The sequence below is a fragment of the Rhizobium sp. 10PS4 genome, from assembly GCF_032464805.1.
In the GTDB taxonomy this organism is placed as follows: Bacteria; Pseudomonadota; Alphaproteobacteria; order Rhizobiales; family Rhizobiaceae; genus Rhizobium; species Rhizobium laguerreae.
In genome coordinates this window covers 191,640-212,863 of the sequence record NZ_JAWDIW010000015.1, presented here as the reverse complement: position 1 = coordinate 212,863, position 21,224 = coordinate 191,640, and the positions used below count along the sequence as shown (strand labels likewise).

Sequence of the window (21,224 nt, the reverse complement as noted above, 5' to 3'; positions counted from 1 at the left end):
TAAACCGCGCCGTGATCCTTGTGGCCCCACCAGGTCAAGACGTCGGTCTCGGTAAGGCGGGCTTCGCTGAGGCCGTGTTCCGGCTCCTGCAGCGTCGCCGTCGTCGCCGAGATACTTGGATCGGTGTTCAGCGCATTGGCGATCGTCGTGTGCATGCCTTCGGGATAGATCCCCCGGACGATCTCATTGCTATTCTCGTGGATGTTCTCTCCCCAGACGACGGTGCGAATGGCCATGATGTGCTCCTGTAGAACCTGGCAGTATCGATAGGCGGGAAGGCAGGATTCAAAGCGCTTTGGAAAACGGCGCCGGCTGCGCCTCGTCTCCTCCACGTCCAAGGAACACATAGACCTTTGTCAGTATTTTGACAAAGGGGAAAATTTACCGGCCTAAGGCAGAAAAACAGACTGGCAATATCACAGCGATATCAATGGGAAACCGATTTAGAAAATAGATTGACGACCAAAACGCCTGTTATGATCAGCCCGAGGCCGACGATTGCTGGCAGGTCGAGGCGCTGCTTGAAGAACACCAGGCCGACCGAGGAAATCAGCACGATTCCCAAAGCGCTCCAAATCGCGTAGGCGATACCGACGGGGATGGTTTTCAGCGTCAACGACAGGCAATAGAAGGCAGCCGCATAACAGGCGACGACGAGTGCCGTCGGCCCGATGCGGGTGAACTGCTGCGACAGTTGCAGCGCGGTCGTGCCGATGACCTCGAGCACGATGGCTGCAAACAGCAGCCCGTAGACGGCGGCCTGGCTCATGGCGGGTTCCTTTTCGAATTACCTGCCGGTCAGTTCGACAAGGCGATCGATGAGATCCCGCCTCAGAACGCCGTTGATATCATGGCTTTCCAACGTATCTGCGAACCAAAGTCCATCGGCGGCGAAACGCACGACTTGTGCGTCGAGGGAGGAATCGGTGCCGATATATTCCTCGGCCCGCGCCTGCACCCATTGGCGCCAGCGAAGACGTAGCCGGGGTTCGGCAAGAAGCGCGATCGTCACCTGCGTCCAACTCCTGGAATCGTCGGGACGCTCCTTGAGACCGGATACCGCCCTGAGATAGGCGCGGGTGAAGCGCCCCTGTGGCAGCGGATCGCCGCGCATCAGTTCCTCTATATCGGCGTCGAACTTTTCGAGCAGGCTCTCGAACAGGGCATCGAGCAGCGCATTTTTCGTCGGGAAGTGATGCAGCAGCCCGCCCTTGCTGACGCTGGACGCGGCGGAAACCGCATCGAGCGTGACTGCCGCCATGCCGTCGCTGGCAGCAAGGCGCGCGGCGACCTCCAGCAACTGCTGGCGCACAAGCACGGGCTGCTTCTTGCGATGATGAGCGTTCGACATGCAGATAAAAGATACCGTCCGGACGGTTTTGTCAAGGAGAATCGGCCGCCACGCTGCCGTGCCGGCATTATGCGCGAAATGCCGCGGCACCTTGATGACAGTTGCGATCATTTTCCACCCGGTGCATGAAGAGGCCGGGGAATGGTTGAGGCAATGGGGATGGTTTCGTGACGGAGAAGGTCACCACTTTATATCAGGCGATCGGCGGCGATCCTGGCGTGCGGGCACTGACACACCGCTTCTATGAGCTGATGGACGAACTGCCGGAGGCGAGAAACGTGCGCGCCGTGCACCCGCCGAGCCTTAAGGGCAGCGAAGAGAAATTCTACGAATATATGACCGGTTATCTCGGCGGCCCGCCGCTCTATACCGACAAGCGCGGCCATCCGCGTCTGCGCAGCCGCCATTTCGTCGCCGAGATCGGCCCTGTCGAGCGCGACGAGTGGCTGCTCTGCTTCCGCCGTGCCCTGGACGAGACGATATCAAGCCAGGCGCTGCGCGATCTCATCTGGGCGCCGGTGGAACGGCTCGCCTATCACATGCAGAACAGGGCCCCCGACAACAAGGAGCAACCATGAGCTTGAACGCGCGTCTGGAGCCGGTGTTCTATCTCTTCGCCGGCTTGTTTGGCGTAGCCGGCGTGGCGCTTGCCGCCCTTGCTGCCCATGGCGGTGGCGAGGCCAATCTTGCGGCATCCGCATCTGCCATGTGCCTTGCCCACGCCCCTGCCCTGCTGGCATTGGCTCTCGGCAACGCCAAGCTTAAAACCGCCTGGCTGGCCGGTTTGCTGATGATTGTCGGAACGCTGCTTTTTGCGGGCGATCTCGTCACCCTGCGCTTTTCCGGCTCCGGCCTCTTCCCCTATGCCGCGCCGACCGGCGGCTGGGCGATGATGCTTGGCTGGCTGGCCGTTGCGGCAGGCGCGGTTCTGCGCGTCAGGACTTGAGATCGACGGTTCGGAGCGTTGCTCAACGAACAGTTCCGATCTTCTCACTCGACGGAGAAGGAGGGCGAAGACGCCGCCACACGTCTCTTCTCCCCAGCGGGGAGAAGGTGCCGGCAGGCGGTTGAGGGGGTGAGCGGCAAAGCCGCGAATGCGCTGAGCGCAGCAAAGGGCAATGAATGGCGTGCCGTGTGGCCCCCTCAGCCGACCCTTCGGGCCACCTTCTCCCCGCTGGGGAGAAGAGGAGGCCAAGCTCACACGCCTTTGGCACCCAACCGAAAGGCGAAACCGTATCGACCGCAGTTAAATGCCGTCGACGACGTTGAAGCCCTCGAAGACCGGCGGCCCCTTGTAGATCGCCTTGTGATCGCCGGCATTGCGGTGCGCTGCGCGAAAACTCTCGGACTTCGTCCAGTTCTGAAAATCCGCTTCGCTTTTCCAGACCGTGTGCGAGGAATAGAGCGTATAGCCCTCCTCTTCGTTGGCCTTGCCGCGCAGCAGGCGGAATTCGACGAAACCGGGCACCTCGGGCAGGCTGGAATCGCGATTGCGCCAGACCGTCTCGAAATCGCCTTCGCTCCCGGTTGCAACCTTGAAGCGGTTCATTGCGATATACATGGAATCTCCCTACTCTTTCTTCTTGCCCGCCCTTGCAGAACGCAAGGGAAAGGCGAGAACATTATCGCCGTTTGCCGCTGCTGGGCCAAGCGGTCTTGTTGTCGCTTCCCCGGGCATGCGCGCTTCCCAGGTCGGGAATAGCGTCACATTCTGGTAGATCTGCTGGCGTTCGGCATGCTGCTGGAAAAGTTCGTAGAGTTCGGGCACGAGGCCCTCGCCTGTCTGCGCGGCGAGCTTATGCAGGCCGATCATGGCGAAGCCGTCGGGGCGCTGGTCGTTCATCGGGAATTGTCTCGTTCGTTCATCGTCTGCAGCGCACGTTCCAGGCTGGACTTGCTGCCGTTGCGAAGCGGGATGAAGGTCTTGCCGAATTTCTTGCAGCCGGTCTTCACACGCAGGCAGGCATCGTGGCTGATACAGTCGATCGGGCAGAACACGCAGTCGACCGAGGGAAGCACGGTATCGATGCGGGAAACCGCTTCACGCAACCCGCCATCATGATGAATGAGCTCGGCGCCGAAATTGCTGCAGATCTGGCGAAGATGCGCCACCTGGCAGTCACGGCCACCGACATAGAGGAAACTGCGGCCATCCAGTTTGGATCGCCCGAGGGATGCCTGACCGGCGTCCTCGCCCGCGTTATCGCGGACCTCCCGGTTCAAACCCTTCTTGCCCTTGCGAGCCATATGCCACCCGTTCGCTCGTTGATCGTCACACGATTCCTGCGTGTGCGGGTGGACTTTATTAAACTTGATTTTTAGAGTAAAGTATAAAGTTGATTATTTTTATCATATTATCGTGGCGCGACCTCGATAGGCGCTGACATGGTCATCGCCTGCCCACCGGGCGGGGGGCTGAAAGGTGCCGCACGACGCACCGCATCGAGAGCAAGCTGATCGATCTCCGGAACGCCGGACCCACGCGAGACACGAGCGGAGGTCAGGCCGCCGCCGCCGTTGACTGAGAAGGTGACAACAACGCTGCCTTCGACATCTCGGGGCTTCCTGATCGCACGCCGAATACGGCTACGGACCTTGCCTGTATAGTTTGCGGTCGCGGCCGTCCCCACACCGTTATTGCCGTTGGCGGCCTGCGAACTGTTGTCGGATTGCGCCGATGAATTGCCTTCGGCAACGCCACGCGTTGACGTCTGCTGCCCCTCCCCCTTGTCGCCAGCGGCCTTCTGCGGCGGACGCTTCTTCTCGACCGGCTTGGGCTTTTCCTTTGCCACTTTCGGCTTTGGCGTCGGCGTTACAGCCTCGGGCGGCTGTTCCGGTTCCGGCTGAATTTCTGTCGTTTCTACGGGCTTCACCTCCTGTGGAGTCTCCGCGACTTCCGGCAGGGTTTCCGCAGGTTGCACCTCGCTTGGCTGTACCTCGGATGGCTGCACTTCAGGCGGCACTGCGTCGAGCGGCAACTGCTGCTGTTCAGCAACGACCGTCGACATTGGTTGCGCGACGGACTCCTCCGCCGGCACCTCGGACACCAGAATCTCCGGCTCGACGGCCGCGGCCGTTTCGGGCGAAACGCGCGTCACTTCCGGTGCCGGCGCCTGCTGAATAGGATCCTGCGCTTCGAAGGGCGAAACTTCGGTCGGCTGCATGGTTTCCGGTTGAACTTCCGCCGTTTGCGTCGGCTGGATCGTGTCAGGCTGCACTTCTTCGGGAATGATTTCCTGCTGGATGGTCGTTTCGGTCTCGCCGGCCGCAGCCTGGTCGATATCGGAATCGCCATACATGACGACGCTCATCGCCTGACCGGCTTCTTCGATTGCCTCCTCCGGAGCTTTGGGGAAAGCAATCAGCAGCACAGCCGCCAGTGTCGCGTGAAAGATCAGCGAGCAGATGCAAGTCAGCGCCACCCGTCGCCGCACCGGCTTCTTCTCGTCCCCCTGCTTTTCCACCGCCGCATCCATCGGCGGCGCAGGGACAGAGGCAGTCGGTTCGGTTTCCGGATGATCGGGAAAGGAGGGTATCTGCGCGAAGCGCGCGTAGTGGACCACCGCCTCGCCGGCCGGCTGCCGCTGCACATTGCGCAGGTCGGAAAGCTCGTGGCCGGGATGCATGTTGTTGTCGTTCAGACCGCCGTCAGCGTCCGGCTCCCCGATGAGCACCTGTCTCGATCTGGTCTTCGCTGAAATTGCCATCTTATGCCTCGGACAGTCTGGACATGCCCGCCGGGATTCATCCCCGGCGTATTCTCAGAGCAATTCCAGGAAAAGTGCGAAGCGGTTTTCCGTCCGGAATTGCGTCAAAACAAAAGGTTAGAGCGGTTCTGCGCTTCCCTCAAAAGCTGAACCGCTCTAGCCCTCGAAGGGAACCGAAATCTGCGAGCGGGTGACGAGACCCTTCATGCATTCGCCTGCCGCCGGGCCGTCGCAGACCGGCGTGTCGTTGATGATGATGCGGGTGACCGTCTCGCACTTCACATTCGGCATATCGAACTGGCGCACGCGCTTCTTGCCCTGCGGCAGATCGCGGAAGTCGAGCACGGTGATGCGGTCGACGGCATTCCTGTCGTTGAAAAAGGCGAGCTCGAAGGAGATCTTGTTGATCGGGGTCTGGAGATTGTTCTCGGCAACGAAAGTCATCATGCAGCCCTTTTGCGATGGCGCCAGAGCGTTGAGTTCGACATCCAGTTTGGCGGTTCCCTCGTCCTGCGCCTGGCATATGCTTGAAACCGCCATCACCATGCCGGCTGCAACAGCCGCAAACCTAACCGTCATCATCTTCTCCGCCATTGTCGCGAACCGCCGCCAGGCGGCCTCATATCAGCAATCTCAAAAACTTGACTGCAATAGTCTCCTATTGCGTCTTTAAAAAACTATGAGTATGAAAGTCAAGATAATTGTCATCACAACCGGGGACCCCTGATCACCGGCCTCATGGAATTGCCAACCGAAATGATGGTTGAAAAGCCAGATAACTTTAAGCATGTGCCGCTGCAGAGCGAGCCTGCGGCGCAGCACCGGATCGTCGAAAGCGCGGATCTTTTCCGCGGCACGAACGAGATCATGATAAGACATGGCGGCCTGGTCTATCGCCTGAAGATCACCCGTCAGGGCAAGCTCATTCTCAATAAGTAGGGTAGGACATGACCGAACAGACAAGACCGGCGCCAGCCGAAATCCGTGCGTTTCGCGCCGAGAATCCGAAAATGCGCGAGCGTGATATCGCCGCCCAGCTGAAGATTTCCGAGGCAGCCCTCGTCGCCGCCGAAACCGGCATCAGCGTGACCCGAATCGATGGCAGTGCGCTGAAGCTTCTCGAGCACGTGGCCGGCCTCGGCGAAGTAATGGCGCTGTCGCGCAACGAAAGTGCCGTTCACGAGAAGATCGGTGTCTTCGAAAACATCAAGAGCGGCGCGCAGGCCGCGATCGTTCTCGGCGAGAATATCGATCTGCGCATCTTCCCGAGCCGCTGGGAGCATGGTTTCGCCGTATCCAAGAAGGATGGCGATCAAGAGCGCCTCAGCCTGCAATATTTCGACAAGGCCGGCAACGCCGTGCACAAGGTGCACCTGCGCCCGAGCTCGAATGTCGAGGCCTATCACGCGATCGTCGCCGAGTTGAAGCTGGAAGACCAGTCGCAGGAATTTGTCGAGGCTGAGACCTCAAATGCCGTCGATGAGACCGCCGACGTCAACCGCGACGAACTGCGCGACAACTGGAGCAAACTCACCGATACGCATGAGTTCTTCGGCATGCTGAAGCGCCTGAAGATCGGCCGCCAGGCGGCCGTGCGCACCGTCGGCGACGACTATGCCTGGAAGCTCGACAACAGCGCGACGGCAGACATGATGCATGCCTCGGTGAAATCCGGCCTGCCGATCATGTGCTTCGTCGCCAATAACGGCATCGTCCAGATCCATTCCGGCCCGATCTTCAACGTGCAGCCGATGGGGCCGTGGATCAATATCATGGACCCGACCTTTCACCTGCATCTGCGCCAGGATCACATCGCCGAGACCTGGGCCGTACGCAAGCCGACCACGGACGGCCACGTCACCTCGCTGGAGGCTTACAATGCCGAAGGCGAGATGATCATCCAGTTCTTCGGCAAGCGGAAAGAAGGTTCCGACGAACGGGCCGAGTGGCGCGAGATCATGGAAAACCTGCCGCGGGCAGCAAGTGTGGCCGCATAAGGATCGCTACGATGACGATGCGTAACAATCTGCGCCGGATCCGTCCTTGGGAACTGGCCCTGACGGCGGCCATCATGGCGCTGCCGCTGATCCCGACGGCGCCGACCGTCGAAGGCTTCGCCTTCATCCGCGCCGCCCACGCCGAGGAAAAGAAGCTCGACACGTCGCGCCTGGTTTCGGTCGGCGGCGACATCACCGAGATCGTCTATGCGCTCGGCGAGGAAAGCCGGCTGATCGCCCGGGACACGACGAGCATCTATCCGGAGGCGGCGCTGAAGCTGCCGAACGTCGGTTACATGCGCGCGCTCTCACCGGAAGGCATCCTCGCCATGAACCCGACGGCGATCATCGCCGTCGAAGGTTCAGGCCCGCAGGAAGCGCTGGCTGTGCTGAAGAATGCCAGCGTGCCCTTCGAGACCGTGCCGAGCGCCTTTACCCGCGACGGCATCATCGCCAAGATCGACCGTGTCGGCACGCTGCTGGGCGTGCCCGACAAGGCGAAGGCGCTTGAAGAAAAGGTCGCGGCTGACCTCGACGCGGCGATCGCCGATGCCGAGAAGCGCCCGGAGGCCGAGCGCAAGCGCGTTCTCTTCATCCTCAGCGCCCAGAACGGCCGGATCATGGCATCGGGCACCGGCACGGCCGCCGATGGCATCGTCAAGCTCGCCGGCGCCATCAACGCCGTCGGCGCATTCCCCGGCTACAAGCCGTTGACGGACGAGGCGATCATCGAAGCCAAGCCCGACATCATCCTGATGATGAATCGCGGCGACGGCGCCGGCACCAAGAACGAGGACCTGCTGGCTCAGCCGGCGATCGCACTGACGCCGGCAGGCGAGAAAAAAGCGATCATCCGAATGGATGGCATCTACCTGCTCGGCTTCGGCCCGCGCACCGCAGCCGCCGCGCGTGAGCTCAACACGGCGATCTACGGGGGCTGATCATGGCCCTGCCGCAAGCCATGGTGGAACGAAGGCGACGATTCCCGATGGCGGACATCCGCGAAATCAGGCAGGCGGGCGACAGGACGCGGCTCGCCTTGCTGGCGATCGCGCTGCTCGTCGTCGGCTCGGTCTTTTCGATGCTGTTTTCGGTGACAACAGGCGCCTCGGATGCCTCGATCCTCGACGTCATCAGCAACATGGCCGGCTCCGAGGCGGCGCTCAGCACGCGTGACCGGATCATCATCTTCGATATCCGCCTGCCCAGGGCGATCCTCGGTTTCCTGATCGGCGCTTCACTGGCCGTTTCCGGCACGGTGATGCAGGGCCTGTTCCGCAATCCGCTGGCCGATCCCGGCCTCGTCGGCGTCTCCTCCGGCGCAAGCCTCGGCGCGGTCGCGATGATCGTGCTCGGCGGCGGCCTCGCAGCTCCGCTCGAGGCGCTTCTCGGTATCTACGCTCTGCCGACGGCGGCCTTCGGCGGCGGCCTCGTCACGACGCTGCTGCTCTACAGGATCGCCACCCGTCACGGACAGACCTCGGTGGCGACGATGCTGCTTGCCGGCATCGCGCTTGGCGCACTCGCCCTCGCCATCACGGGACTGCTGATCTACATGGCCAACGACCAGCAGCTGCGCGACCTGACCTTCTGGAGCATGGGCTCGCTTGCCGGCGCCACATGGACGAAGATCGCCGCCGCCAGCCCGATCATCCTCTTGTCCTTCACCGCTCTGCCCTTCATGGCCCGCGGCCTCAATGCCATCACGCTCGGCGAGGCGGCCGCCTTTCATATGGGCGTTCCGGTGCAGCGGCTGAAGAATGTCGCGATCGTCGGCGTCGCTGCGGCGACCGGCGCGTCCGTCGCGGTCAGCGGCGGCATCGGTTTCGTCGGGATCGTCGTGCCGCATATCCTGCGCATGGCGATCGGCCCCGACCATCGTTTCCTGCTGCCGGCCGCAGCTCTTCTCGGCGGCTCTCTGCTGATCTTCGCGGATGTCCTGGCCCGCACCCTGGTGGCCCCGGCCGAGCTGCCGATCGGCATCATCACCGCGGCGGTCGGCGGGCCGTTCTTCCTGTGGATCCTGCTGCGGCAGCGTTCGCGCCTTGCCCTGTGAGTGACCCCTGTGAGTGATATTGCGATGATCGAAGTTTCCGGCGTCTCCGTGCGCCTTTCCGGCAAAACCATCATCAACGACGTCTCCTTCACCGCAAGAGCCGGCGAGCTGACGGCGATTGCCGGGCCGAACGGCTCCGGCAAGACGACGACGATGAAAGCCATCTCTGGCGAACTTGCCTATGGCGGCTCGGTGCGCATCGGCGGCGACGAAGTGAAGGGACTGAAACCCTGGCAGCTTGCCGCCATTCGTGGCGTGCTGCCACAGGCAAGCACCATCTCCTTTCCCTTTACCGTGCGCGAGATCGTCCGCATGGGCCTGACGTCAGGTCTCAACCTGCATCCCGACAAGGCCGAGCAGACGGCGGCGGCAGCACTTGCCTCCGTCGACTTGACCGGCTTCGAAGGCCGTTTCTATCAGGAACTCTCCGGCGGCGAGCAGCAGCGTGTGCAGCTTGCCCGCGTGCTCTGCCAGATCGCCGAGCCCGTCGTCGACGGCAAACCCTGCTGGCTGCTGCTCGACGAGCCGGTCTCGAGCCTCGACATCAGCCACCAGTTGACCATCATGACGCTCGCCCGCGATTTCTGCGAACGCGGCGGCGGCGTCATCGCCGTCATGCACGATCTCAACCTGACGGCGCTCTTTGCCGACCGCATCGTGCTGATGAAATCCGGCCGGCTCGCCGCCGCCGGCAGCATCGCTGAAGTGCTGACGAACGAAGCGATGCTCTCGGTGTTCGGTTGCGCGCTGCGCATCAACCAGGTGCCATCAGACGGCACGCCCTTCGTGCTCGCCCATAGCGCCGTTTCCCGCCCCTAAGCACTGCTCCGGCGGAACTTTTGATCGCCCGGCACGTTTCCGGCATGATCTGGGTCAATGCCGGGCGATATCATTCATGCAACGGACGGTGGTGACCCTCGTGCGAAATAGGCGGGCTTGCGCGCGCCCCAGCCAATGGAGACAGCCATGAGCTATTCTATCTTCCAGTCCGGCCGCAGCCGCCGCAACGGCACCTTCCACAATTTGGAATCCGGCATCGAGGAGCAGATCGAGGCGCTGCGCAACGAACTCGCCGAACTGACGCGCCTCGTCGGCAAGAGCTCACGCCATCAGGGCGAGAAAATCCGTAGCCAGGCCGGTGCCGGCTATGAGGAACTGCTTGGCCGCAGCGAGGATCTGCTGCGCGAATTGCAGCACGGCTATGAGCGTGGAACGACGGAAATGCGCGAGACCGTGCGCAAGCATCCCTTAGCGACCATCGGCGCCGCGGCCGCTTTCGGCCTTGCCATCGCCTTCTTCGCCCGGCGCTGAGGAAGCGCGATGCTCTTACCGATCCTCAGCCTGCTGACGGGCGCAAGCGTGCACCGGACCGTTGCGCGCGCCAAACGCAATGGCATCTTCATTGCGCTTGCCGTGCTCTTCCTTCTCACCGCCTACGCGCTGGCCGTCACCGCCGGCGCCATCTGGCTCGCCGGCATCTACGGCCCGGTCGGCGCTGCCCTCTTTCTGGCCGCGTGCGCGCTGCTGATCGCCATCATCGCCCTGGTGGCGATGTCGATCATCAACGCCCGGGAAGCACGCCGCACCCGCGAACGCCGTGCGGCGCTCGAATCGCTGGCAACGGTCGGGCTCGGTCTTATCCGCGCCCAGCCGCTCCTGACTGCCGGTGTTCTGGCAGCAATCGTCGCGGCCAATCTGGTGGGCTCGAAGCGCGAGGATTGAAGAGGGACTCGCTCTCCTCATTATGCATACTCGCCACGAAAATGGAGAGAGTGAATAATTTTCCCCCTCACATACGAGCGGAAAATTAGGCAAGGACGCCCACCTCACACTCCCTCATTCCTGTGCCTGTCACAGGAATCCAGCCACGGCGCGTCTGCGCCGTGAATGAACTCAATAACCGCAAGCGGGGAAAGTCTTTCGCGCCCAAGGACTTGGGCGCACTGGATTCCTGTGACGAGCACAGGAATGAGGATGGAGAGGTGGTGCCCCCGCGAGACAATCCACCGCCGTAACATTGTTCCCGACAACGCAAAAAAGCCGGCGCCCCGAGCGGCGACCGGCTTTCCTCCTAAATATAACCCTCTTCAGAAGGCAAAAGCCTTCGATGTCAGCGGCGCCGAGGTGGCGTCGGGGCCGAAATCAGCTTCGCCTGATATCTGCAGCAATTCCTGCAACCGCTGGCGGGCACGGTTGACGCGGCTCTTGATGGTACCCACGGCACAGCCGCAGATTTCGGCCGCCTCTTCGTAGGAAAAACCCGAGGCGCCGACGAGGATGATCGCCTCGCGTTGATCTGGCGGCAGCTGGTCGAGCGCCTTCTTGAAGTCCTGGAGATCGAGCGCGCCATATTGCGAGGGGTGCATCGCCATCGATTCGGTAAACAGCCCGTCGCTGTCCTGCACTTCGCGGCCGCTCTTGCGCATCTGGCTGTAGAGTTCGTTGCGCAGAATCGTAAAGAGCCAGGCCTTCATATTGGTGCCCATCTCGAAATGATCCTGCTTGGCCCAGGCTTTCATGATGGTGTCCTGGACGAGATCGTCGGCACGGTCGTGCCGCCCGATGAGCGAGATCGCGAAGGCGCGAAGGCTTGGGAGTGCCGCCAGCAGTTCCCGCTTGAAGCTGGGTTGCGATTTGTCTTCCATGCGACGATCCTATTCGGCCATCTTGGCAGAAGCCATCATTTCAGCATGGTCAAGCTTTTCGAGAAGGTCGAGAAAACGATCGGGAATCGCCTCATCCTGTGCAGCCGCATAGAGCGACCGTAGCCTGACGCCGATCTGATTGTTCGGGTCCAGGATGTCGCTTGCCCGCAGCTCCAGCTTTCGCTGGTCGGCTGCTTCTTTCTTGCGTGTAGTCATCAATTCGTCTTCTCGCCGGTTGTCTGTCCAGAGCATGATGCCGAAAAGTGGGAGCGGTTTTCGGACGACATCATGCTCTAACTTGCTAATTTAGAACAGGATTCAGATTTTAGGCCGACCCGGCCTAAAATCATCCTGTTCTAGGGGGCGTGGATGGATCAAACACGATTTCAACCATCGACATCGAACGTTCCATTGTCGATGTCGTTGGCATTTGCTGTTGCATGGGTCAAAACGCTACGCCCTTTCTTCGTCGGCTGGAATAATGCGGCGCAACGAAAAAAGTTCCTGCCGTTCCGGAACTTTTTTATCAAGGCGGCGTTAACCGCTCATTGAAGCCAATGCCGGCCTGTATGCAGGAGCCCATTAATGACACTTTCTACTCGGATTGCGCCGCACCTTCCTTATCTGCGCCGCTATTCCCGCGCCCTTACCGGCACTCAGACTTCGGGCGACGCTTATGTCGCCGCCGTTCTCGAAGCCATTATCGCCGATCTGTCGATTTTCCCGGATACGGCGAATGACCGGGTCGCACTCTACAAACTGTTCACGCAACTGTTTGGTTCCACCGCAGTCCAGATTCCAGAGCCGACTTCGCCCTATGCCTGGGAGCAGCGCGCCACGCTGAACCTTTCCAAGGTGTCGCCGCGCGCCCGTCAGGCATTCCTGCTGGCTTCCGTGGAGAATTTCCGCGTCGCCGAAATCGCCGAAATTCTGGAAACCGAAGAACGGGATGTCATGCATCTGCTCGACGTCGCGTCGCAGGAGATTTCCCGTCAGGTCGCAACCGATATCATGATCATCGAAGACGAACCGCTGATCGCCATGGATATCGAGCAGATGGTCGAGAGCCTCGGCCATCGCGTCACCGGCATTGCCCGTACGCATGCCGAGGCCGTGGCGCTTTACAACAAGACCAAACCGAGCATGGTGTTGGCCGACATCCAGCTTGCCGATGGCAGCTCCGGTATCGACGCAGTCAACGACATCCTCAAGACGTCGAGCGTGCCGGTGATCTTCATCACCGCCTTCCCGGAACGGCTTCTGACCGGCGAGCGCCCGGAACCGACTTTCCTTGTCACCAAGCCGTTCAATCCCGACATGGTCAAGGCATTGATCAGCCAAGCTCTCTTCTTCAATGAATCGACCAGAGTAGCCGCCTGAGACGCAATTTTCCGGCCTTCGGAACTAAATCGCCAAAGCATGCGTTCCGGTGCTACCGGGACGCTCCGGTGGCTTTAACGGTTTTTTGCAGCGCTTTGTTCTAGATTTGGCAGGCGGTGTCTGGAAGGGCGCTCCCTTCAGCGACGTTCAAGATGTCACAAGGAAAGGCGGCCGAGTGAATACGACTGAACCATTGTCCGGCATGCCTTTTACCTTCGAAGGCAAAGCCGCAATGATGGAACGCGCGCTCGGCAGCGCCGGGATTTCGATCCTCTGCCAGGACGCCCGACTGTCGATTTTCTACGCTGAAAATCTGCCGCCGCATTTTGCAGCACTCTTTGCGCCCGGCAGCAGCGACGCTGTCCTCTTTGGCGATGCGCACGGCCGATATCTGACGGCGCTGAAGCACAAGGTGCTGGAAACCGGCATCCCCAACAATGCCGAGGTCGAGATCGACGTCGACGGCGAAAGGCGCACTTATGAACTGAAGATCCAGCGCACCGGCGGACGCGGCGAACATGGACTTCTGTCCGTCATGGCTGAAGTCACCGAAAGCCGGCATCGCGAAAAAGTTCTGAAATCGCTGCTCCGCGAACTCTCACACCGCTCGAAGAACCTTCTCGCCATAATTCAGGGCATTGCCACCCAGACGGCCCGCAACACGCTCTCTCTCGACAGCTTCCTCCTCAAATTCCGCGGACGGCTGCAATCGCTTTCCAACTCGCAGGACCTGATTACGGATTCGAGCTGGCGCGGCGCCTATCTCTTTGAACTCGCCGAAAAGCAGTTTGCTCCCTATTGGCCGGAGACGGCCGGCTCCATGCCGATCTATGGCATCAACGCTCACCTGACGCCGAATGCCGCCGTGCATCTCGGGCTTGCCCTCCACGAACTCATCGTCAACTCTGCCTCCTTCGGCGCGATATCAGGCGGCGCCGCCTCCATCACGCTGAATTGCCGCGAAGCCATGATCAACGACCGGAAGGCGATCGAAGTCGCCTGGGCGGAAGTTCTGCATAATCAGGCAGAAGTCCACGAATTCAGCGACAACAGCTTCGGCCGCACAGTGCTGGAGCGTGTCGTGCCTTCGTCGGTCAACGGCAAGGCGGAGTTGAACCTCGTTCCCGGCCGCATCGAGTACCGTCTGACCATTCCGGAAACCGAATTCGAGATCTTCAAGCGAGTGTGAAAGCCCTGGAGACAGCCTTAAACGGAAAAACAGCCGGTGCGAGGGCGGCGCACCGGCTGTCTTCACTCACCGGGAGGGGACCGTGAGTACGTCCGGATAGTGGGTTGGGGGCGCGCATGTTGGGTCGATGCGATCACCATCCGGATATCGCAATAACGGCGACATCAAACTTTGGTTCCCTGCCATCCAAAAAAAATTCGGCTTTTTTGAATCTTTTTTCGGATGCCCTTCCCTCGTCGCGCGCTCAGCCGTTTCACCGATGCAGACGGATTAAATTCTTCCAGCAAAAACAGTGGATTGCTTGCGGGATTACACGCAAAAATCGTCAAAATTTTACCGTTTGATAAATTTTTAAACCTGAGTTACGCTTTCCCTCACAGGCCGTTTACCAATAATGAGGGAACTTCAATGGAACGACTGGAAACCGGGATTCATCCTGGCCGGCTTTCGCCCGCCGAGTATGAGGCTAATTTTTCCGATCTTCATCCGCGCCTCGATAGTCATGAGGCGCTGGTCGCCGCTGACCGCTGTTATTTCTGTTATGACGCGCCATGCATGACGGCCTGTCCCACCTCGATCGACATTCCGCTGTTCATCCGCCAGATTTCGACCGGTAATCCAATCGGCTCGGCAAAGACGATCTTCGACCAGAACATCCTCGGCGGCATGTGCGCCCGCGTCTGTCCCACCGAAGAACTCTGTGAACAGGCCTGTGTGCGCAACACGGCTGAAGAGCGGCCGGTCGAGATCGGCCGCCTGCAGCGTTATGCGACCGATGCCGCCATGCAGGCGGGCCGGCAGTTCTATGCCAGAGCCGAACCGAGCGGAAAGACGATCGCCGTCGTCGGCGCAGGCCCGGCCGGCCTTGCCGCCGCCCATCGCCTGGCAGTGAACGGCCATTCCGTCGTCATCTATGATGCCAGGGAAAAATCCGGCGGTCTCAACGAATACGGGATCGCCACTTACAAGACCGTCGACGACTTCGCCCAGAAGGAAGTCGATTACGTCCTTTCGATCGGCGGCATCGAGGTTCGGCATGGGCAGCGTATCGGCCGCGATTTCTCGCTTTCCGATCTGCAGGCGCAATATGACGGCGTCTTCCTCGGTATCGGCCTTGCCGGTGTCAACGCGCTGCGCATCGAGGGCGAAAACCTTGCAGGCGTCGATGACGCCGTCGATTTCATCGCCGCACTCCGCCAGGCCGAAGACAAAAGCGACATCGCCATCGGCCGCCGCGTCGTCGTCCTCGGCGGTGGCATGACGGCGATCGACGCTGCCGTGCAGGCAAAGCTGCTCGGCGCCGAGGAGGTGACGATCTGTTACCGCCGTGGCAAGGAGCACATGAACGCCTCCGAATTCGAACAGGATCTGGCAAGCTCCAAGGGCGTTATCATCCGCCACTGGCTGGCGCCGAAATCGATCCTTTCGCAAGACGGCAAAGTCGCCGCGATCGAGGTGGAATACACCAAAATCCTCGACGGCCGCCTCGTCGGCACCGGCGAGACAGGCGTGATTGCCGCCGATCAGATCTTCAAGGCGATCGGCCAGAGCTTTGACGCCTCTGCTCTCGGTTCGCTGCGCATGGAATCCGGCCGCATCGCCGTCGATGGCGAAGGCCATACCTCGCTCGACGGCGTCTGGGCCGGTGGCGACTGCGTCTTCGGCGGTGACGATCTCACGGTTTCGGCGGTCGCCCACGGTCGCGACGCGGCTGAATCCATCCATCGTGCCCTCACTGCAGCAGCCGCTCCGGCTGTCGCCGTCGCTTGAAGGGGAGAATGAACAATGGCTGATCTCCGTAATAATTTCGTCGGCATCAAATCCCCGAACCCGTTCTGGCTGGCGTCTGCGCCGCCGACCGATAAGGCCTACAATGTCGAGCGCGCCTTCAAGGCCGGCTGGGGCGGTGTGGTCTGGAAAACGCTGGGCGAGGAAGGCCCGCCCGTCGTCAACGTCAACGGCCCACGCTACGGTGCGATCTGGGGCGCCGACCGCCGCCTGCTCGGTTTGAACAATATCGAACTCATCACCGACCGCGACCTCTATACCAACCTGCGGGAAATGAAGCAGGTGAAGATGAACTGGCCGGACCGGGCGCTGATCGCCTCGATCATGGTGCCCTGCGAGGAAGAGGCCTGGAAGGCAATCCTGCCCTTGGTTGAAGAGACCGGCGCCGACGGCATCGAGCTCAATTTCGGCTGTCCCCACGGCATGTCTGAACGTGGCATGGGTTCGGCGGTCGGCCAGGTGCCTGAGTATATCGAGATGGTCGTGCGCTGGTGCAAGCAGTACACCCGCATGCCGGTCATCACCAAGCTGACGCCCAACATTAGCGATATTCGCCGCCCGGCCCGCGCCGCCAAGGCCGGCGGCACCGATGCCGTGTCGCTGATCAACACGATCAATTCGATCGTCTCCGTCGATCTCGATAACTTCGCCCCCAACCCGACGGTCGGCGGCAAGGGCAGCCATGGTGGTTATTGCGGCCCGGCGGTAAAGCCGATCGCGCTCAACATGGTGGCCGAGATCGCCCGCGATCCGGAAACCTACGGCCTGCCCATCTCGGGCATCGGCGGCATCACCACCTGGCGGGACGCTGCCGAATTCCTCGTGCTCGGCGCCGGCAACGTCCAGGTCTGCACGGCGGCGATGACCTACGGTTTCAAGATCGTCCAGGAGATGATCACTGGCCTCTCCGACTGGATGGACGAGAAGGGCCACCGAGACCTCGACGACATTACCGGCCGCGCCGTCCCAAATGTCACCGACTGGCAGTATCTAAATCTCAACTACATCGCCAAGGCGAAGATCGATCAGGACGCCTGCATCAAATGCGGCCGTTGCTACATCGCCTGCGAGGACACCTCGCACCAGGCGATCACCAACTTCGTCGATGGCGCTCGCCATTTCGAGGTGATGGACGAGGAATGCGTCGGCTGCAATCTCTGTGTCAGCGTCTGCCCGGTCGAGAACTGCATCACCATGGAACAGCTTCCCGCCGGCACCCTCGACAAACGCACCGGCCGGGTCGTCGACCCGAACTATGCCAACTGGACTACGCACCCGAACAACCCGATGGCGCGTCAGGCGGCGGAGTGAGGACTTGCAATGCCGCGGACAAGCTCGGTTCGCGGTATTGCCCTGTACCGCAATGCAAGTTTCGGGCTTGATGGGCGGCTCCAAAGGTGGCGAAAGGCGATTACGGGGACATCATAAGGCTGCCGAAGTTAGCGCAGGCGATTCCACGAGAGAGCCATGCACGACCACTCAAGCAGCGAAAAGTCGGAAACGATGCGTCCCCGTTCGCGCCAACGCCTCCCGATCGGAGCGGAGGTTGATGCCGGCTGCGTTTCGTTCAGGCTATGGGCCCCTGCCAGAGAACGCTGTTTCCTCGTGATCGAGGGAAATTCCCAACATCAGATGACGGCGGAGGACGGCGGCTACTTCTGCCTCCATCTGCCCGGCCTGGATGCAGGGACGCGATACCAATTTCACTTTGGAGACGCGGATGATCTTCTTGCCGATCCTGCCTCGCGTTTTCAGCCGGATGGCCCATCGGGGCCATCAGTCGTCGTGGACCCGGCGCGGTACCAGTGGAGTGATCACGATTGGCAAGGAATGCCCGCCTTCGGAGCTGCTCTCTATGAGATGCACATCGGCACCTTCACAAGGGAAGGTACCTTTGCGGCAGGCCGGGAAAAGCTGGAAAGACTTCGCGCTATCGGCATCAACTGCCTGGAAGTAATGCCGATAAATGAGTTTGAAGGCGAATTCGGCTGGGGTTACGACGGCACCTTGCTCTACGCTCCGACCCGGCTCTATGGAACACCGGATGATGTGCGCGGTTTCGTCGACGAAGCCCACCGGATCGGCATTGGGGTGATCCTCGACGTCGTCTACAATCACTTCGGTAAGGGCGAGCGTTTTTGCGAATTCACGCCAGACTATTTCACAGAGCGTTACTCGAACGAATGGGGCAAGTCGATCAACTTCGACGGTCCGAACAGCCGTGGCGTTCGCGAATATGTCGCGAAGAACGCGGCCTACTGGATCGATGAATTCCACTTTGATGGACTGCGTATCGACGCCACGCAGGCCTTGTTCGATTCGAGCCACGAACACATCATCACCGTCATTGCGAGGGAGGCTCGGGCAGCAGCGGGACAGCGGCAGATCTACCTCGTGAGCGAAAATGAGCCGCAACAAACCAACATGGTGCGGCCGGCTGATGTGGGAGGGCATGGGCTGGACGCCTTATGGAATGACGATTTCCACCGCTCCGCGACGGTGGCGCTAACCGGCCGCAGCGAAGCCTATTATCATGATCACCGCGGTACGGCCCAGGAGCTCGTTTCTGCCGCCAAATATGGCTGCCTGTTTCAGGGGCAGCGATATGATTGGCAGGATAAATCGCGTGGAACGGCTGGGCTCGACCTCAAGCCGTGGAATTTCGTACACTTCCTCCAGAATCACGACCAGGTCGCCAATTCCGGCACAGGCGCCAGGATCGGCCAGATAACATCGCCAGCCCGCCTTCGGGCTCTGACGGCGCTCCAACTGCTGGGGCCGCAAACGCCCATGCTTTTTCAGGGGCAAGAATTTGGTTCCTCTTCTCCGTTCTATTATTTCGCAGATCACCAAGGGGAAATCGCCGACATCGTCCGGCAGGGGCGGCGCAGTTTCATCAGCCAATTCCCGAACCTGAGGGATGAAGAGCTCATTAGACAGTTGGCGGATCCGTGTGCTCGCACGACGTTTGAGAAGGTGAAGCTCGATTGGGCTGAATGGGAGAGGAACGCGGCGCTCGTGCTGCTTCATCGCGACCTGCTGAATCTACGTCAGACAAACAAGGCATTTTCTCGCCAAGCCTGCGCTCGTGACGGCCAAATGGACGGTAATATTTTGTCCAGCTCCGCCTTCCTCCTGAGGTTCTTCGCGGGGAAACCGTCGGACGAAAGAATATTGTTGATCAACTTCGGCAATGACCTCGTGATCGATAGTCTGCCGGATCCGCTTTTCGCTCCACCAGAAGCTCACCAATGGCATCTCTCTTGGTCGAGTGAAGATGCCACCTACGGTGGCAGCGGACGCCGCCCGTGTGATTTTCGGAAGCGTTGGGTATTGAACGGGGATATTGCCCTGGTCCTCGCCCCACTAAAACTCCAGAATCGGCAAAACGCCTCAGCAATGCCTATAGAGGACTGGCAAGCCGGCATCTTGCGAGCCGGGGACCCCGGCACCTAACTGCGGGCCTTCGCGTTTCGTCGTTGAAGCAGACGTTCGAGAAAATGAGAGAGGGAGTCGCCTGAACTCTCGCCATCGCCGCTGAGGACAGTAACGCCCCACCTCTTCAGAACATGCACCTGAACTTCGGTCGGCTCGTGCATGAAGAGAAACAGCGGCGGCCGGTGTCGGTCTAGTCCGGTTCGCCGCCATGTCGACCACAGGTGATGGAGCAAAAAGCGAATGTTCAGATCGGACATGCTGTAGCCGATAAACAGCAATGTCGAGGCGAAGGCATCGCTCCTGAATTTAATGTCCAAAGGAGCATCAAAGGACAGGCGATCGAAGTAATCCGACTCTGTCAGCACCAGTGTGTCCGGATCGGAGAAATCGCCGTGGTATTTGACGATTTGAGTTTTGCCGACCGGCGCGGTCGCCATGTCTTTCGCGCTTGTGATCCGCGTGAATGGCCGCCCGAACGTCTCATAGGACATTTCGAGATTTGCATCGTAATTAGTGGTGTAAACGAGAGGAAAATCCAATTCGACGATGAGCCGATGCAACTCCGATGTCCTCAGTTGCTCCGGCAAAATCTGCCACTCGCATTTCATCCATTCGACCAATTGAGACAATGAACCGTGCTTCAACCGGTAATATTCGGCAATTTCCTGGTAGGTCGTGCCGTGGGCGGCGGCGAACGAGGAAGGCAGGCCGAGGTCCGTCAACATGTGGTCGATGAGGCAGGTCCACGACGGCAAACCGACGCTCATCGATATTCCTGCCCCAACGAACAAAATGGCCTGCCGGCGTTCAAGCGCGCTAGCGATCGCCAATATCTGTTCATCGTGTGGCACGAATCCTCCTGACTGCCGTAGATCGAACGTGGTCCGGAGAGAGTTGTTTCCGTGCGCTAGCGTACCTCCGTGGGGTGCTTTAAAGACTTTGCGCAGGAAGAGCCGTGGCCGCTTTCGATTTCCTTGGCGCGCATGACTGCTGTCCTCCGCAATCCGTCACCACGCAGCACGGTTCGCGCCTCTCTCGGCGGGTCCGGCTGCAAGGATGCGGCAGCTTCGTGGTCCGCCTGAGCCTGCCCAGAGCAATTCCAGGAAAAGTGCGAAGTGGTTTTCTGTCCGGAATTGCGCGAAAACAAAAGGTTAGAGCGGTCCTGCGCTTCCATGAAAAGCTGAACCGCTAAGTGGCGTCGCCGATCCTCTGTGGGCCTCTGCGCGTTTCTAAGTCGTGGGCGTACGGTCCCGCATGTCCGCCGGTTCTCATGAAGTGCTTGTCAATTTCGGCAATGATCGCATCAGCCTTCTCTCCGGCATTTAATCTGATCAGAGCGTCCAGCTTCGCTTCGGTACGGTCATCGTTTTCCTTCGAAGACGGAGATCCGATATAGAGAAAGTAGGCAAGACCGACGACCTGCCAGAGCAATTGCAGGAATTCGGACTGCCAATTTTCAAAGGTGTCTCTGCCCATCTCCATGAGATAGGCATTAACATCAGGCACCTGACCGTGGTTCTGCTGCTCGCCGACAAAAGCAAACCAACCAAATAACCAATGGCCGGTGAGCGAAAATAGAAAGAAGCCGACGGTGATCCAGGCGTAGGCGTATTTCTTGAACATGATACCTCCTTTGGACAGCTGGGGCGGCGAGTGCGAAATCAGCCGCATTT

The 21,224-nt window shown here is 60.2% G+C and carries 26 protein-coding genes and 1 pseudogene; 15 read left to right on the top strand and 12 right to left on the bottom strand.

The window, feature by feature from the left end; translation table 11 throughout:
• The 3 genes and pseudogenes from RWJ89_RS27365 to RWJ89_RS27355 form a co-directional block, all read right to left on the bottom strand.
• Positions 1-236, bottom strand: a pseudogene (locus RWJ89_RS27365) (ThuA domain-containing protein); the annotation flags it as partial.
• A 191-nt stretch (positions 237-427) separates the two neighbouring features.
• Positions 428-769, bottom strand: coding sequence for an SMR family transporter (locus tag RWJ89_RS27360; protein WP_131665184.1), 342 nt, complete (start codon positions 767-769; stop codon positions 428-430).
• Between the two features lie 18 nt (positions 770-787).
• Positions 788-1,351: a TetR/AcrR family transcriptional regulator gene (locus RWJ89_RS27355; protein ID WP_003542198.1), complete on the bottom strand. Its 564-nt coding sequence runs from the start codon at positions 1,349-1,351 to the stop codon at positions 788-790.
• A 167-nt stretch (positions 1,352-1,518) separates the two neighbouring features.
• Between RWJ89_RS27355 and RWJ89_RS27350 the strand changes: the two genes are divergently transcribed.
• Positions 1,519-1,929, top strand: a complete 411-nt coding sequence (locus RWJ89_RS27350) for a group II truncated hemoglobin (protein WP_168284593.1) — start codon at positions 1,519-1,521, stop codon at positions 1,927-1,929.
• A complete protein-coding gene (locus tag RWJ89_RS27345; protein ID WP_131665187.1) occupies positions 1,926-2,297 on the top strand; it encodes a DUF423 domain-containing protein in 372 nt (123 codons plus the stop codon). The genes RWJ89_RS27350 and RWJ89_RS27345 overlap by 4 nt, the downstream gene beginning before the upstream one ends.
• A gap of 300 nt (positions 2,298-2,597) precedes the next feature.
• On the opposite strand, the gene RWJ89_RS27340 is transcribed toward RWJ89_RS27345, so the two are convergent.
• From RWJ89_RS27340 to RWJ89_RS27320, 5 genes are all read right to left on the bottom strand, one after another.
• On the bottom strand, positions 2,598-2,912 hold the full coding sequence (locus RWJ89_RS27340) for an antibiotic biosynthesis monooxygenase family protein (protein WP_027663899.1): 315 nt from the start codon (positions 2,910-2,912) through the stop codon (positions 2,598-2,600).
• Between the two features lie 9 nt (positions 2,913-2,921).
• Positions 2,922-3,194 (bottom strand): hypothetical protein, encoded by a 273-nt coding sequence (locus RWJ89_RS27335; protein WP_131665188.1) that lies wholly within the window; start codon positions 3,192-3,194, stop codon positions 2,922-2,924.
• Positions 3,191-3,598 carry a DUF2325 domain-containing protein gene (locus tag RWJ89_RS27330; protein ID WP_131665189.1) on the bottom strand — a complete coding sequence of 136 codons (408 nt, stop codon included), beginning with the start codon at positions 3,596-3,598 and terminating at the stop codon, positions 3,191-3,193. Before RWJ89_RS27330 ends, RWJ89_RS27335 begins: the two co-directional genes overlap by 4 nt.
• Before the next feature lie 107 nt (positions 3,599-3,705).
• Positions 3,706-5,058, bottom strand: coding sequence for an energy transducer TonB family protein (locus RWJ89_RS27325; RefSeq protein WP_222011519.1), 1,353 nt, complete (start codon positions 5,056-5,058; stop codon positions 3,706-3,708).
• Positions 5,059-5,214: 156 nt separating this feature from the next.
• On the bottom strand, positions 5,215-5,637 hold the full coding sequence (locus RWJ89_RS27320; protein ID WP_131665237.1) for a hypothetical protein: 423 nt from the start codon (positions 5,635-5,637) through the stop codon (positions 5,215-5,217).
• 177 nt (positions 5,638-5,814) lie between these two features.
• On the opposite strand from RWJ89_RS27320, the gene hemP reads away from it, so the two are divergent.
• From hemP to RWJ89_RS27285, 7 genes are all read left to right on the top strand, one after another.
• Entirely contained in the window at positions 5,815-5,997 is a 183-nt protein-coding gene (gene hemP, locus RWJ89_RS27315; RefSeq protein ID WP_029872401.1) for a hemin uptake protein HemP, read from the top strand.
• Between the two features lie 8 nt (positions 5,998-6,005).
• Positions 6,006-7,055, top strand: a complete 1,050-nt coding sequence (locus RWJ89_RS27310; protein ID WP_077979068.1) for a hemin-degrading factor — start codon at positions 6,006-6,008, stop codon at positions 7,053-7,055.
• An 11-nt stretch (positions 7,056-7,066) separates the two neighbouring features.
• Entirely contained in the window at positions 7,067-7,996 is a 930-nt protein-coding gene (locus RWJ89_RS27305) for a heme/hemin ABC transporter substrate-binding protein (protein WP_077979069.1), read from the top strand.
• A 2-nt stretch (positions 7,997-7,998) separates the two neighbouring features.
• Positions 7,999-9,111, top strand: a complete 1,113-nt coding sequence (locus tag RWJ89_RS27300; RefSeq protein WP_025395652.1) for a FecCD family ABC transporter permease — start codon at positions 7,999-8,001, stop codon at positions 9,109-9,111.
• A gap of 24 nt (positions 9,112-9,135) precedes the next feature.
• Positions 9,136-9,930, top strand: coding sequence for a heme ABC transporter ATP-binding protein (locus RWJ89_RS27295; RefSeq protein ID WP_316028706.1), 795 nt, complete (start codon positions 9,136-9,138; stop codon positions 9,928-9,930).
• 147 nt (positions 9,931-10,077) lie between these two features.
• On the top strand, positions 10,078-10,422 hold the full coding sequence (locus tag RWJ89_RS27290) for a hypothetical protein (RefSeq protein WP_316028707.1): 345 nt from the start codon (positions 10,078-10,080) through the stop codon (positions 10,420-10,422).
• A 9-nt stretch (positions 10,423-10,431) separates the two neighbouring features.
• Positions 10,432-10,833, top strand: coding sequence for a hypothetical protein (locus RWJ89_RS27285; RefSeq protein ID WP_027663891.1), 402 nt, complete (start codon positions 10,432-10,434; stop codon positions 10,831-10,833).
• Positions 10,834-11,198: 365 nt separating this feature from the next.
• Here the strand turns inward: RWJ89_RS27285 and RWJ89_RS27280 are convergent, their stop codons facing one another.
• Together RWJ89_RS27280 and RWJ89_RS27275 are read right to left on the bottom strand one after the other, a co-directional pair.
• Entirely contained in the window at positions 11,199-11,756 is a 558-nt protein-coding gene (locus RWJ89_RS27280; RefSeq protein WP_003542247.1) for an RNA polymerase sigma factor, read from the bottom strand.
• Positions 11,757-11,765: 9 nt separating this feature from the next.
• Complete coding sequence (locus RWJ89_RS27275; RefSeq protein ID WP_024319398.1) at positions 11,766-11,972, bottom strand: NepR family anti-sigma factor; 207 nt, start codon at positions 11,970-11,972, stop codon at positions 11,766-11,768.
• A gap of 153 nt (positions 11,973-12,125) precedes the next feature.
• Between RWJ89_RS27275 and RWJ89_RS27270 the strand changes: the two genes are divergently transcribed.
• From RWJ89_RS27270 to treZ, 6 genes are all read left to right on the top strand, one after another.
• Positions 12,126-12,308 carry a hypothetical protein gene (locus RWJ89_RS27270; protein WP_155247516.1) on the top strand — a complete coding sequence of 61 codons (183 nt, stop codon included), beginning with the start codon at positions 12,126-12,128 and terminating at the stop codon, positions 12,306-12,308.
• Between the two features lie 33 nt (positions 12,309-12,341).
• Positions 12,342-13,136 (top strand): response regulator, encoded by a 795-nt coding sequence (locus RWJ89_RS27265; RefSeq protein WP_020051313.1) that lies wholly within the window; start codon positions 12,342-12,344, stop codon positions 13,134-13,136.
• Between the two features lie 193 nt (positions 13,137-13,329).
• Positions 13,330-14,325 (top strand): sensor histidine kinase, encoded by a 996-nt coding sequence (locus RWJ89_RS27260; RefSeq protein ID WP_206116930.1) that lies wholly within the window; start codon positions 13,330-13,332, stop codon positions 14,323-14,325.
• 408 nt (positions 14,326-14,733) lie between these two features.
• Positions 14,734-16,095, top strand: coding sequence for an NAD(P)-dependent oxidoreductase (locus RWJ89_RS27255; protein ID WP_222011521.1), 1,362 nt, complete (start codon positions 14,734-14,736; stop codon positions 16,093-16,095).
• 15 nt (positions 16,096-16,110) lie between these two features.
• Positions 16,111-17,424: an NAD-dependent dihydropyrimidine dehydrogenase subunit PreA gene (preA, locus tag RWJ89_RS27250; protein WP_025395657.1), complete on the top strand. Its 1,314-nt coding sequence runs from the start codon at positions 16,111-16,113 to the stop codon at positions 17,422-17,424.
• A gap of 156 nt (positions 17,425-17,580) precedes the next feature.
• Positions 17,581-19,569, top strand: coding sequence for a malto-oligosyltrehalose trehalohydrolase (treZ, locus tag RWJ89_RS27245; protein ID WP_316031715.1), 1,989 nt, complete (start codon positions 17,581-17,583; stop codon positions 19,567-19,569).
• Here treZ and RWJ89_RS27240 read toward each other — a convergent pair.
• A complete protein-coding gene (locus tag RWJ89_RS27240) occupies positions 19,566-20,402 on the bottom strand; it encodes an SIR2 family protein (protein ID WP_025395659.1) in 837 nt (278 codons plus the stop codon). The genes treZ and RWJ89_RS27240 overlap by 4 nt on opposite strands.
• A 337-nt stretch (positions 20,403-20,739) precedes the next feature.
• Positions 20,740-21,174 carry a DUF6766 family protein gene (locus tag RWJ89_RS27235; RefSeq protein ID WP_077979075.1) on the bottom strand — a complete coding sequence of 145 codons (435 nt, stop codon included), beginning with the start codon at positions 21,172-21,174 and terminating at the stop codon, positions 20,740-20,742.
• Between the last annotated feature and the right edge of the window lie 50 nt (positions 21,175-21,224).